The organism is Niastella populi (genome assembly GCF_002078015.1).
Lineage (GTDB): Bacteria > Bacteroidota > Bacteroidia > Chitinophagales > Chitinophagaceae > Niastella > Niastella populi.
In genome coordinates, this window is sequence record NZ_LWBP01000188.1 from 152,705 (window position 1) to 165,689 (window position 12,985).

General features: G+C 44.6%; 10 protein-coding genes. 6 read left to right on the plus strand and 4 right to left on the minus strand.

The genetic code is table 11. The features are described from left to right. Nucleotides 1–483 precede the first annotated feature (483 nt). Together A4R26_RS17520 and A4R26_RS17525 are read right to left on the minus strand one after the other, a co-directional pair. Nucleotides 484–1,680 carry a glycoside hydrolase family 5 protein gene (locus tag A4R26_RS17520; RefSeq protein ID WP_081165655.1) on the minus strand — a complete coding sequence of 399 codons (1,197 nt, stop codon included), beginning with the start codon at nucleotides 1,678–1,680 and terminating at the stop codon, nucleotides 484–486. Nucleotides 1,681–1,958: 278 nt separating this feature from the next. Continuing rightward, nucleotides 1,959–4,955 carry a T9SS type A sorting domain-containing protein gene (locus tag A4R26_RS17525; protein ID WP_081165657.1) on the minus strand — a complete coding sequence of 999 codons (2,997 nt, stop codon included), beginning with the start codon at nucleotides 4,953–4,955 and terminating at the stop codon, nucleotides 1,959–1,961. A 500-nt stretch (nucleotides 4,956–5,455) separates the two neighbouring features. On the opposite strand from A4R26_RS17525, the gene A4R26_RS17530 reads away from it, so the two are divergent. Further along, entirely contained in the window at nucleotides 5,456–6,481 is a 1,026-nt protein-coding gene (locus A4R26_RS17530; protein ID WP_081165659.1) for a helix-turn-helix transcriptional regulator, read from the plus strand. A gap of 349 nt (nucleotides 6,482–6,830) precedes the next feature. On the opposite strand, the gene A4R26_RS17535 is transcribed toward A4R26_RS17530, so the two are convergent. After that, nucleotides 6,831–7,343 carry a pyridoxamine 5'-phosphate oxidase family protein gene (locus A4R26_RS17535; RefSeq protein ID WP_081165661.1) on the minus strand — a complete coding sequence of 171 codons (513 nt, stop codon included), beginning with the start codon at nucleotides 7,341–7,343 and terminating at the stop codon, nucleotides 6,831–6,833. A 191-nt stretch (nucleotides 7,344–7,534) separates the two neighbouring features. On the opposite strand from A4R26_RS17535, the gene A4R26_RS17540 reads away from it, so the two are divergent. The 3 genes from A4R26_RS17540 (at nucleotide 7,535) to A4R26_RS17550 (ending at nucleotide 9,910) form a co-directional block, all read left to right on the plus strand. Continuing rightward, nucleotides 7,535–8,146 (plus strand): ferritin-like domain-containing protein, encoded by a 612-nt coding sequence (locus A4R26_RS17540; RefSeq protein ID WP_081165663.1) that lies wholly within the window; start codon nucleotides 7,535–7,537, stop codon nucleotides 8,144–8,146. A 205-nt stretch (nucleotides 8,147–8,351) separates the two neighbouring features. After that, nucleotides 8,352–8,822, plus strand: coding sequence for a low affinity iron permease family protein (locus A4R26_RS17545; RefSeq protein WP_081165665.1), 471 nt, complete (start codon nucleotides 8,352–8,354; stop codon nucleotides 8,820–8,822). Then, the gene (locus A4R26_RS17550) at nucleotides 8,819–9,910 is read left to right on the plus strand and encodes a DNA topoisomerase IB (protein WP_242674937.1); all 1,092 of its coding nucleotides are present in this window, start codon (nucleotides 8,819–8,821) and stop codon (nucleotides 9,908–9,910) included. Before A4R26_RS17545 ends, A4R26_RS17550 begins: the two co-directional genes overlap by 4 nt. A 1,279-nt stretch (nucleotides 9,911–11,189) precedes the next feature. Here the strand turns inward: A4R26_RS17550 and A4R26_RS17565 are convergent. Then, nucleotides 11,190–11,507, minus strand: coding sequence for a DUF6496 domain-containing protein (locus A4R26_RS17565; RefSeq protein ID WP_081165673.1), 318 nt, complete (start codon nucleotides 11,505–11,507; stop codon nucleotides 11,190–11,192). A 377-nt stretch (nucleotides 11,508–11,884) separates the two neighbouring features. Between A4R26_RS17565 and A4R26_RS17570 the strand changes: the two genes are divergently transcribed. After that, nucleotides 11,885–12,352, plus strand: a complete 468-nt coding sequence (locus A4R26_RS17570; RefSeq protein WP_081165675.1) for a ferritin-like domain-containing protein — start codon at nucleotides 11,885–11,887, stop codon at nucleotides 12,350–12,352. 218 nt (nucleotides 12,353–12,570) lie between these two features. Next, nucleotides 12,571–12,915 (plus strand): hypothetical protein, encoded by a 345-nt coding sequence (locus A4R26_RS17575; protein WP_081165678.1) that lies wholly within the window; start codon nucleotides 12,571–12,573, stop codon nucleotides 12,913–12,915. Nucleotides 12,916–12,985 lie beyond the last annotated feature (70 nt).

Here is a 12,985-nt window from a genome sequence, read left to right on the forward strand (position 1 = left end):
CCGAGTGTGGGGTACTCAGCAGTTTTGCCTGTTAATTAAAACGGATGATTGCCGGTGGTTTTACCCTTTGGCGGTAACGGGCGAAGAGAAACTTTAAGTAGTGATTCATGTTGGCAGGAGAAGGTTCTCCATTTGTTGATGGGTCAAAGATATACAGACGTTAACATTTCATTTAGGGAATCCGGCATAAGCGGTATTTTTTGTTTCACAACCGGCAAAGTATGTATGATGAGCGGTAAAATAAGCGGCTAAAAGCGAAAATAAATGGGTAAGCGGCTGAAAATTAATTTGATAATGTGATAATTCGATAATGGTGATAATGAATACAGAAACCAATTTATTTGAAGCCACCCGGATCAAATATGATTTACAAAATCCGCGAACTGTTCCCTTGCAACTTACTATATCAAGCTGATAAGGTATAGTAGTAATCCTTAAAATTCGCGAACCCCATTAGCACATTATCGAATTATCACATTAGCTTTACTTGCTTTGTAACAACTTCAATAGTTTTTTATCGAGTTTGTGGCCGTACCAGTTTTCGTATTGCACATCGGAGCGGTTTGAGTTCAGCATGCCGAAATCGCCTTTCAGTTCCCACAGTGCGAAACCAATTCCGTTGCCGGTAAGAATATCGAGCACATCGCCAAACCAGGCAAGGAAAACATCGTGCGGGGTTTGTTTCCAGCAGCCGCATTCGCCGCAGTGCACGCCTACACCTTGCTTCACCAGGTTGAGCCAGGGTTTGTAATATTCTTCCATCGCGGCGCGATCGTAATACCGTCCGCCCATATTACCAGGCCATAACGGCGTTGGCTGGTAAGCAGGATCAGGGTACACCCAGGGCGCTTTATAGTGAGAAATTTCATACGGATAATAACCGCGGCAGCTTTGGCCGATATTCAGGTCGGCTAGTTCGGGTGCAGCATACCCGTTATTGGCTTCGGCAATAACATAAAAATTCCTGTTCTCTTTCCGGATAGCTTCCGTGGCCGCTTTTGCTACATTATGGTAAAGTGTTCCGGGAACAGCCGTGGTCTTCGATTTGGTATCATTTATATTTTCCCGGTAACAGGGCTCGTTCACCAGGTCGAAACTGATCTTGCCGGTTGAAATATTTTTGAACCGCTTTGCCCAAAAGCTCCAATGATGGCAAAAGGCATCCTGCGCACTTTTATCGTTCCATAAATTATAGGGTTCGTTGTAACCGGTGCTTACGCAATAACCCGGCGCGCGGTGCAGGTTCAGGCTTACGTGCAGGTTATACTTCTGTGCCAGGTAAATTGTTTTTTCAATCTGCTCTACCTTGTTCTCGTCTATCTTATATACATCTTCGGCACTAATGAATTGTTTTTTGGGGCTGATGTTCAGGTAGGTGGGGTAAGCCACCGGCATTCTTATGAAGTCGAATCCCCAGTCGGCCACCCATTTAAAATACTCTTCGGGTGTATGTTTTATTTCATACCAGGGATCGGGTTGAAAATAATCGGGAATGTTAAACCCTTTCCATTTGGGTAATTTGTTCTTTCCTGATTTACTTTCTGTATTTGAATTGACGCTGTTAGCGGTAAGTGCTGCAAGTTCCGGTATAACTTTAGTGCATCCTACCACATGCGCTACTGTAGCCAGCCCGACATTACGCAAGAATGTCCGGCGGGTCAGGCCTTTGTTCAGTTTCATTTGCTCCAAGGATTTTTTAAAGTGAGAAAAATTTTCCGCTACAAGTGAATCAAAATCCTTTTTGCATGAAACGTACCAAAAACTGTTATGGATAGGGTAAGACCACGAATTTAATTCGCGGGTTTTTGTTGGTTGCCAAACCGTCAGAAGTGGGTTCGTTTGTTGATAGCTGGTAACACACATGTGACTAATATTGCAGGTAATTTACGTACTGTAACTGATAATAAAATAAATAAAAAAAGCCCCGAAGAATCGGGGCTTACTTTCACATTGTAAACCTAGAGAACGATAACCCTGTTTGAAAATATTTTCTGATTAGTTTTTCCAAAAATTGTTAAGAAATAAATTCCCGGTGTCATTGAGGCAGTCCGCAAAAGTTTTTCAGTATGCCTGAATCCGGTAACGTTAAATGAGCGCTCTATAAATTTCTGTCCGGTTACACTGCGCAGCTCGAGCCGGTACGAGCTTTCGCTCAGTCCCGTTAACTGAATATTGATCAGATCTGTTGCGGGGTTGGGGGCAACCACCATTTGCATACCGGTTGTAGGGCCTGATGTAAAGGTGAGGACGTTCGAGAATTTGAAGGCGGCATCATTATCTATCATTTTCAACCGGTAATAGTTGTTGCCGGTTGCGGCGTTTTTGTCGTTGAATGCGTAATCACCATGGCTGGCATTTTCGCGGGGGAAAACAATACCGATGGTTTCAAAGTGAACACCGTCGCGGCTTCTTTCCACTTCAAACCGGTTCAGGTTCACTTCCTCGCTCGTTCTCCAGGTAAGGTTGATGACGGTATTTTTTTCCTGGCCTTTGAATTCGGTCAATGTCACCGGCAGCGGTGTTTCGCCTATACACAACTGGGTATTGAATAAATAACCTTTACCCAAACCATTATCTACAGCCACAAAATCGAACAGGATACCCAGTGTGCTGCCGAGGTTCAGCAGGCTGTTGTCGAAATCGAGCGCCGCCGCAGGCGAGCCAATGAGTATGCGGGGTGATGAGCCGATGCCACGAACATAGGGCACACCGGCAACACTGTACCCGAACAGCGAAACAGCATTCACCGAAAGAAATTCGCTGCCATAAGTGGCCGAGGCCGTATACGGGGGCGTAATATGGAATGTTCCGTTTGAATTGCCAAGGAAAACATAGGCCGATCCGCCGACAGCATTTGCCTGCAGTTGCAGCAGGGTAGCGCCTGAAGAAAGCGGTTCGCCCACTACCAGGTCGGCATACCCATCGCAGTTTACATCATAAGCGTTATCGATGGCTGCGCCAAACAGCACATTCAGGTCGAGTGTGTTCAGGATCGACAATAAACTGGTTGAACGCGGCGACTCCAGTACCTGGTCGCTGGTGGCTGAACTGCCCGGTGAGCTTTTCTTTTTGAAGATGTGTACGTTGCCACTCTGAATGGTGAGGGTAAGTGTGTTGGGCAGTAAACCGCCCGCAGGTGCGCCAATGGCAATGCTTCCATTCCTGATGCCGTTAACGGCTTTCAGGCCTTTTACTTTATAACCAAATAAATTGGCGGCATTGCCAAGCAAACTGCCGCTGGTTGGTTTCAGCGTTGTACCAGCATTGCTATTTACACCTGAACCGGTTCCATAATAAACGTGCGCGGTTCCGCTCAATATTTGTCCGTTCACTATGCCGCTTAATGACGACAGGTCAACACCGGCGGGTGCGCCCGCTACCACGTCTAAATAGCCATCATTATTATAATCACCTGCGCCGTCAACACTGAAGCCAAATAACAATCCGTTGTGCAGGATGGGCAGCGACAGACCCAGTAGCGAAAGGGTAGGCGTTTCCAACTGTACAGGAGCGGTGGTTGTTAAGTTATTTGAATAATATACAAAGGCAGCGCCGTTTTGGATGGCCGATAAACCTACACCCATAAACCCGGGCGCGCCAACAACGATATCTGATTTATTGTCACCATTAAGATCGCCGGCGGCGGCAACGGAGAAACCAAAAAGGGCATTGACCGATACGTTGCTAAGCAATATATTGGCAATGCCCGTGCTGAAGAATCCTGTGCCCTGTAATTTAATTTCAATAAAGTTTGTAGGGTTGGCCGCCGCTGTATTACCACCGGGGAAAACATATACCTTTCCTGCCTTTACAGTAACGTTGGTGGGTATAATTCCCGCTGCGGTGGTGGTATAGGAATCGAGGGGTGCGCCAACAATAATATCATTGATGCCATCGCCGGTAACATCGCCTGCATCTACACTGGTGCCAAACAGGGCGCCGGCAACGGCGGTATTGGGTTGCAGGGTTTTGGCCGGTATGGTTGATAAACCTGCGGGTGAGCCGTAAAACACGAACACCGCACCTACGCTTGCCAGTGATCCGGTACCACTGAAGATATCTGTAAGTGCCGGGGCGCTGATTGCGGCGTCGCCATAACCATCGCCATTTACATCGCCGAGGCCGGTAACGGCATAACCATACAATGAAGCATGCAGTTGCGCGGTGGTGAGGCCGCTGATCAATCCATCGGCTGAGGTTGTCCACTCAGGCGTTTTATTCAGCGGATCGATGGTTACCGGGTAAGTAGCTTCGCTGTCATCTACCTCAATGGTGAGTAAACCATTGAGGTAACGCATAGCGGCGGGTAATGCTTTGTGCGTTGCATCCCAAACGTGCAGGTCTTCATAAGCCAGCAGCATTTTGTTTTCGGAATTAAAAAAAGCCAGGCTGTTACTATTCAGCAACCGGGGTTGCAGTTCAGTAGCAGGTTCAATGGTCACTTTGAGGGCGCCATCGCCTGGCATTTTCCTGTTCACCAAAAAATTCTGGCGTAAACCGTCGCTGTTATTGATGTATTCGATGTAAATGTTATCATACCTGTACTGCAGTTGATTGGCTGTATGGGATATAGCGTATTGTCCTTCGGGTTGCCATTGTATGGCAGAACGGCCAATGCCCTTAAGCCGGAAGGCTACCTGCCATTCTTTTTCCTGCATGCATTGCACTTTATAACCGGAAGGAGAAATGTAAAACCCGGCGCGGCTGCGCATATTGGTAGCGCTGAAGCTTCCGTATGAATGCAACGGTTTTATTTGTTCGCTGAGTTGCTGTATGCTTGTCAATGCCCTATTATACCAGTCGGCAGAAATATCGGCGGCAAGCTGTTTATTGTTTTTGATAATTGTTTGGGGCTGAGCCGGGTGATGCGCTTTGTTCAATTGTGCCTGTGCGGTAGTTGTTAATGGCAACGCAATAGCTGTTATTGCCAACCATGTGTAAATGTTTGGTTTCAATGGTAAATGTTTTGAGGTGAACAGAAAGTAATTGCTTTTTCCTATGCAGCGTTGTTAAGGCGTATGCACACGAATAGCAGGTTTGTAATTGATTAATGGAGCTAGAAATATTGGAAGGAATTGGGCCCGGACAGGCTTTTCTTTTAAATATTGGAGTGTGTAATCTTAAACGATCCGGATGTAAAAGTAGGACCCCTGACTGCTTTCAATTACCCCTCCTGATCCAAAGAATACCGGTATCGGGTCAACAAACACTTAGTCTTTCAAGTTAGGTACTGTTTTCGTTGACCTGGATCAAGTTTCAGAACCCTGTGATTGTAACGATAAGAGAAAATGCTTATCGAAAATGAAGGTTAACGCTCAAAGCGGCAAATAGCTATTTTTTTCCTTATTCATAAATATAGCATCGGTGTTTGTATATAATAGTAGTTACGCGTTTATATCTCTGATTTGATAGCTGTGCAGTTAAAAACCTTGTTATAATTAAACCACAAAGAAGTATGAAGAGCTATTCAATTCACGTAAGCAAAATCGATCGTGAAGATGCGTTTAAGGAACTGGCGCTTGCAATGGGTGGCGTGCTGCAGGAAAGCAATTCGCTGTTGACATTTTCCGGTGAGTGGGGGCGGGGTAAAATAAAAAAGTACCATCTTGACGCCGGCTTATATATGCGAGTGTGGGATCTGTACTTACTGAAGCCGATTGAGCTGATCAGGGAAGCCCTGCCTGTTTATATTACAGACAACGGATTTACCCTTTTATGTTTACATACGCCTGAGTCAATTGATTTGAAGAGTATCAATCAGCACCAGCAGTTCAGTAAAGTAAGGGAGCGGCGCTTTGCCCTGGTTCCCGATGCGGTAAATGTAAGTTTACAACTGAATGCGCACCTGCCCGTACAATTGATTGATTTTAGCATTTCTGCATACTGGCTTAAACAGCAACCCGGGTATGTGCATGTTGCCGGGTATTTCAATGATGGCATCATGGAAGATAACGGCATACCATTGCTGATAGAGCCCTGTCAGGCGAAGGCGAATATGCTGGCAGCCAAACTGATCGATTGGCTGGAAGATCAAAAATCCGATCCGGGGGTTCTGTTACCAATGGCAGAGGCGTTGATAAAGGATTTTTTGAGCGCCCCTGCAAAAGAGGAAACCGAAAAAACGAATGGCAACATAGAACTGTATTATGAGAAAGTGAAGGAGGCGGAAGCCATCCTGATCTCCAATCTGCAAAAGTCGCCGCCGCGTATGAGCATTATAGCCAAAACGGTGGCGTTGAGTGAATCTACATTAAAGCGATACTTCAAGCTGATCTATGGTAAAAGCGTTTACGAATATTATTTGAACCGGAAAATGGAAATGGCCAGAACACTGATGTTGCAGCGGCCTTATTCGGTAAATGAAATTGCCGAAATGATGGGTTATGAGAAAGTGAGCCATTTTATTGAGATCTTTAAAAAGCACCATGGCTATTCGCCCGGAACCATCAAGCGGAAGCACAGCGAGATGTTGAGTTCATGAGCGGGACATTGTCAGGGTAACCGGAACCTGAGAACGATAATCCTTTATAGCGGGCCCGGAAATGCAGCAACCCCAATATCAAATTATCGAATTATCACATTATCACATTAATTCAACCTCGTCCCCTCAGTCGGCGTGCAGTATAAGCCCTGCGAAGCGCATGCTTTGCGGGGTTTTATTTTTTGAGGACGAAAACTAAAAATTAAACAGTAGAATTGGAAGATTATTGGCAGCGAATCGTTGGAAGTATAGAATGGAGGTAACTATTAATCATTCGCAATTAAAAGCGAACCACTAAATTGAACGACCCCATTATCACATTATCAAATTATCACATTATCGAATTAGCCTAAAATCCCAACCGGGGCATAGGCCGCAAGATATATGGCTCTGTACGGGCAGGTTCCCTGAACAACCAGTTATAGAAACGGTTTATTAGTCCAAGCAGGTTCGATTTATAGGCAAATCGTGGCTGGAACGGGTAATACTGTGCACTGCCGATCTTTACTTTCACCAGCACCATCTCTTTAAAAGCTTTTTCTTTGATTTCGTCCGGCAGGCCGATCAAACTATTAAGCTCTTCGGGATCGTTTATTACGTAAGCTTTTCCAATGATCTGCAGGTAATAACCTTTGCCTTTGCGATAGAACTGCATATGTGCGGGAAATTCGCGGTCGAACTCATTCAGTTGCTGCTCGGGCCGGTTCATAAAGAACCAGATATTGGCCAGTTCATCTACTTTAAGAATGCTTACAATAGTGGTAGGGAATTTTAACACGCCTCCGCTCAAATTATAAAACAACGCACTGCCTATTCCCTGTATTTTATCCTGTAAGAAAGGTATACTGTCAGCGTGCCTCATATATGTGTGTTTTAGGTGTTAAAGTTCAAATCCAATACCAGTAAAAAAATGTACCCTAAACAGGCAGTTTTGTTGGGGTCACGTAGACATTTTTCTACACAAGACTGCACATATAGTAATAGTACGTGGCACCCCTTTTTCATCTGTCGTCGGGTTACAATCGTTTTTTTATCACCACAAAACAATGCGTTATGGAAAGATCAGCGAGGAGTTCAAAAAATCAGGCGGCTGCTAACAAGGGGAGCAAAGCTGCTTCGGGTAAGAAAGATAACCAGACAAAGGATAACCAATCGTTATTGAGAAAGTTTTTTGTAGAAGAATTACAGGATATCTATTGGGCCGAAAAACATTTGGCGAAAGAGTTGCCCAAATTGCAGAAAGCCTCCACAAGTGAGGAATTGGCCGATGCTTTTGGCGATCACCAGGCAGCTACCGAAGAACACGTTAGTCGCCTGGAAGATGTTTTTAAAATGATGGGCGAAACTCCCAAAGCCAAGAAATGCGAAGCAATGGAAGGGCTGGTTAAAGAAGCGCAGCACATAATTGAGGAAACAGATGAAGAAACAGCCACCCGCGATGTGGCTTTAATTATGGCTGCACAGAAGGTAGAGCATTATGAAATAGCAACTTATGGAAGTTTGGTGCAATTGGCAAAAACCATCGGAATGATGGAGGTAGCCGAAGTACTGGCCGAAACACTCGATGAAGAAAAGGAAGCCGATCTGCTGTTGACCAGCATTGCTGAAGGCAGCGCAAACGAAGAAAGTTCAACGGAAGAAGGGAATGATGGAGAAGAAGAATAACGAACGAGATTAATAGAACATTAAAAAAACAGCTCATTTGCCCGAAATGGCTACCCTGGTATAACTTTTTTAGTTCTGGTTATAGATTTAGGGGTTTTTTAAGGTCTACTGGTGTCGGGCCATTCCTGGCCTGACTTTTTTTTGCCTATACTCCTCGTTTGGTTTTTGGATCTCCCAATTCCTGCATTTTCAAAAAGGACGTATTATGCGAAAGAAGAAAAGAAAGAGCAGGCTCTCCGCCCTGTTCCAGAAAATGTCGGTCAAAATAACCAAAGCAACCGGTTCGCCCCTGGCATTTAGCATAGCATTGATCGTGGTTTTGATCTGGGGTATAACCGGGCCGGTCTTCGGGTTTTCAGATACCTGGCAACTGGTGATCAATACCGGCACTACCATTATTACTTTTTTAATGGTCTTCATCATTCAACAATCTCAAAATAAAGATACTACGGCCATTCAGCTAAAACTGAACGAATTGATAGCCTGTAATGAGCGGGCCAGCAACCGTTTGGTCGATATAGAGGACCTTACGGAAGAAGAACTGGAGAAGATCAGGAAGTTCTATGTAAAACTTTCGGCCCTGGCAGAAAAGGAGGGCGATGTGAGCAGTTCACACTCCCTTAGCGAGGCGGAGAATTTACACGAATTCAAATTGAAACGTAAAACCGGAAGATGATGGAGCAACTGGCAAAAGTGACGCACCGGCAACATTTGAAGATATACAGGGACTATGCAAAAGCTGCCACACTGGCCGATCTCGTATATGTGTCGGATACCCAACCCGGCATTCTTCGCTATAAAAAGGGCAGGGGGTATATGTACATGTATGAAGGCAAGCTATTACGTAAGAAAAATGTAATAAAAAGGATCCGCAGCATGGCCATTCCGCCTTCCTGGACGTCGGTATGGATCTGCACCCTGCCAAACGGACATATACAGGCAACCGGGCTGGATATGCGTAAAAGAAAACAATATCGCTATCATCCCCTGTGGTCGGTATTACGCAATGAAACCAAATTTCACCGGTTGTATGAATTTGGAAAAGCGCTGCCTGGCTTAAGAACTAAGCTGGAGAGTGATCTAAGCCAACGGGGGTTGACCGCATCGAAGGTGATCGCCACCGTTATCAGCCTTATGGAACGAACATACATTCGCGTAGGCAGCTGCGAATATGAAAAGCAGAATGGCTCACACGGAATTACCACGTTGAAGGACAACCACGTAGCCGTTGCCGGAGACACCATTCGGTTTTCGTTCAGGGGAAAAAAAGGCGTAAGCCACGATATAACGTTGAAAAGTAAGCGGTTGGCCCGCATTGTAAAAAACTGCCGCGAAATTCCGGGGAAAGAACTATTTCAATATTATGACGAGGAAGGAAATAAACATCCGGTTGATTCGGGCATGATTAACAGTTATATAAAGGATGCGACGGGCATGGATTTCACTTCGAAGGATTTCAGGACATGGGCAGGCTCTATGAATTTATTGCAATCGCTGCAGGCCGTTGGCGAGGCGGTTACAGCCGCTGAAAATAAGAAGAACATTGTGACCGCACTCGATGCAGTAAGCCTAAAGTTAGGGAATACACGCACTGTGTGTAAGAAATACTACGTTCACCCGGGCCTGATAGCCTTGTACGAGGAGAATAAGCTAAATAAGTACCTATCGCAGTTAGAAAATGAACCGTGTACTGAAGGAACAACAGGGCTGCATGCAGATGAACAGATTTTGATGAAAATTCTACAGTCGTTCCACAAAAGTTAGGTGATATTGGGAACTATTTTCTACAGATACAATTTGTTCCCGTTTAAAATTTTAGGCATAGTTTTTATAAATATATATGTAGCCGGCGTTGCTGAAAAGTAATATCAGAAGTGGGAGCCGGCTTTTAAAATCGATAGTAAAAACTCATTATAAACTTACGCTACAAATCAGGCCTTAACCAAGGACTCCCGATGTTTCTACATCGGGTTTTTTTATTTTATCTGCACCTGGCGATCAGCCGTAGCACATACCCATTTGGATCAAGTCAAAAAAATGGGGGATTATAGTCAAACATGGTAGGGTAATGGTACCTGCATTGTAGGTTAATGGTAGCCAGATAGCCGGCGTATTGTACTGAGATACGCCGGGAATTGCCTGCGGCCCCTCTACCGATACCTGGTGTGTGAGGCAATCGCCAGCGTGTCATCAGGCAATCTGCAGGGTGTTCGCGAGTTATACACATATATACAAATACCCGTTTCAGTATACTTTCATTGGCTTTTAATAATAGTTCAACCGGAGTGCAAGGCCATTGCAAATGTACTCCGAAGCCATTACCATAAGATTTACATCCCGTAAAGGTCACGTAAAGGTCTCGTGAAGGTCCCGTAAGAGTCTCGTAAAGGTCTTGTGAAAGTCTCGTGAAGGTCCCGTGAGGGTCTGGTGATTGTCTTGTGTAGAAAGAATGCTGATCGCAGTATGGATAATAAATGCTGTCAATGGTATAACCTGGTGCAATATACTAAAAAAGGGAAAGATGGCCCGAATACATTCTATAATAAGAATAACCATTCCTGCTCCCCAACCTTCCAGCATGATCCCCCATTTCAGATCCGATTCGGATCGTTGAAGTACTTTTATGGCTGTCATTGAACAGCGCCATTCATTGTATAAACGTTATGTCATGCATATGTGAACCATGTGTCAAAGCGGGGTGTTCTTCAATGAAGCATACATGCCTGACACATGGCTCACACATGCTTTTGCGATCTTGTAAACCTGTTCGGGGTGGGTGAAAATGAAAAAAGAAGCCTGAAAGCTTCTTTTTGGTATTATGTTGTATAACGATTGGAAATTGTACCGGAAACGGCACGCATTCACCTTTGACTGCCGCCATATTCACCGGAAGTACTGCGTTAAGCGGGTTCATTGGCCATTGGCCTGGTTTCATGTGACCGCAGTTCTGCAATAAGCGCGGTTCATTCACCATTCACCATTGGCCTGGCCATTTCATCGGAGGCCCTGTATTAAGCGGGTCTTTTGCTCATTGCCTTCTGCCTCATCTTTTTTTCTTTGCCGTTGTTCTTCTGCCCGCCGATTTCTTTGCGCTACGCTTTTTCGCTGTAGTTCTCTTCTTAGCCGTAGCCCTTTTCTTTCCCGGGGCTTTTTTCTTCGCCGTCGTTCTCTTTTTAGCGGTTTTCTTTTTCGGCGCCGGCACCTTTGCGCCTTTTTCGCGCGCTTCGGATAAACCGATGGCAATGGCCTGTTTACGGCTGGTTACCTTTTTCCCGCTCCGTCCGCTTCGCAATGTTCCTTTCTTCTTTCGTCGCATTGCGCTCTCCACTGTCTTTTGCGATTTTCTTGAATATTTAGCCATAACTAAAGTATTTTATCATTGCTGAATATTAATACCATCAATAAGTTGCAAATTACTGTGCCACCGGTGAATCGTTTTTGTCGATGGCAACATATTGTTGTTTGTTTACACCGATGCCGCAAAGTGTAGAAGCGGTTTCCCATTCAAATTACATCCACATTATAGTAGCCTGTAAAACAGAGAGGAATAATTTTTTATTACCTACTGTGTCGTTGTACTGACGTGATGTTTATTGTGATGCTTGCCTGGCCTGTATAATGGCAGATAACGACACAATAACATTACACTTAAAACCGGATTAGTAAAAATTACGTGTGATGCATCACGTTGTATTAAATGAAAATTATCATTTATTAGCAAACTCAAAATGTGATCATATGGTACAGAATAAGGAAATCATTGAAGTATTGAACGATCTTATCAGAATCAATAACGATCGTACTGCAGGTTACACCAGAGCCTCAGAAGATACAAAAACAGTAGACGTTGACCTAAGGACCATATTTGAAAGAATGGCCGATGAAAGCCGCCAGAACGCCATCGAGCTTACAGCTCAGGTGGGCCGTCTGGGTGGTGAACCTGCAACCGGTACTACCACTTCAGGTAAAATTTACAGGGCATGGATGAACGTGAAAGACATGTTCACCGGTAAAGACCGGCATGCATTGCTGGCTTCCTGCGAATACGGGGAAGATGCAGCTCAACGCGCTTATGAAGATGCGCTGGCCTCTGACGCGCCCTTGCCAACTGATGTAAGGCAGTTAATAACGAGCCAGAAATCTTCTTTGAGAAATGCACACGATATGATCAAAAGGTACAGGGATTTACACGAGATCACTAAATAAGCATCTTCAAAATAGTGGCTTTAGTACTGTAGAGCAAAAACACAGGCCGGGTAAGTTAGATTACCTGGCCTGTTTGTTTCGTGGCGTAAATACTTCAAACTGTTGATTATATATTTAAAAATACACATGTATGTGGGGAATTTTATACACTCTTTGATGAAAAACAGGCCAAAACATGCTGGCAGTAATTTTTATAATAATGATCAAATGAAATGGGCATGAAAGCAGATTATAACAGGTCTACTCCATATATACAGAGCATGGTGTCGTGTTTAAGCAAGGTGGTGGACGATGGTTACAAAGAGGATTTTATCGCTACCCGCGAAGGCCTTGAATCATCCAGTACCCGAAAACTATACGGCCCTAATGAAGTGAAAGTAGTTACTTCATTCCGGTTTGAAGGTTTTTCCGACCCACACGATAGCGCAGTATTATATGTAATTGAGACAGCTGACGGTGTAAAAGGAACACTCATAGATGGCTGCGGCACACTGGCCGATCCATTCGTTTACAAATTCATCCTCGACGTTGAATCACGAAACGAAAAACTCATGATCAACTGACCTATATTTTTTCCATTATAAATACGTAGTGATCAAGGGCTGCTCTGATTATCAGGGCAGCCTTTTTATT

Coding starts and splice junctions, on each gene's coding strand:
- A4R26_RS17520 (WP_081165655.1), bottom strand. CDS start 1,680: ATGAAACTGAACAAAGGCCTGACCCGCCGGACATTCTTGCGTAATGTC.
- A4R26_RS17530 (WP_081165659.1), top strand. CDS start 5,456: ATGAAGAGCTATTCAATTCACGTAAGCAAAATCGATCGTGAAGATGCG.
- A4R26_RS17535 (WP_081165661.1), bottom strand. CDS start 7,343: ATGAGGCACGCTGACAGTATACCTTTCTTACAGGATAAAATACAGGGA.
- A4R26_RS17540 (WP_081165663.1), top strand. CDS start 7,535: ATGGAAAGATCAGCGAGGAGTTCAAAAAATCAGGCGGCTGCTAACAAG.
- A4R26_RS17545 (WP_081165665.1), top strand. CDS start 8,352: ATGCGAAAGAAGAAAAGAAAGAGCAGGCTCTCCGCCCTGTTCCAGAAA.
- A4R26_RS17550 (WP_242674937.1), top strand. CDS start 8,819: ATGATGGAGCAACTGGCAAAAGTGACGCACCGGCAACATTTGAAGATA.
- A4R26_RS17565 (WP_081165673.1), bottom strand. CDS start 11,507: ATGGCTAAATATTCAAGAAAATCGCAAAAGACAGTGGAGAGCGCAATG.
- A4R26_RS17570 (WP_081165675.1), top strand. CDS start 11,885: ATGGTACAGAATAAGGAAATCATTGAAGTATTGAACGATCTTATCAGA.
- A4R26_RS17575 (WP_081165678.1), top strand. CDS start 12,571: ATGAAAGCAGATTATAACAGGTCTACTCCATATATACAGAGCATGGTG.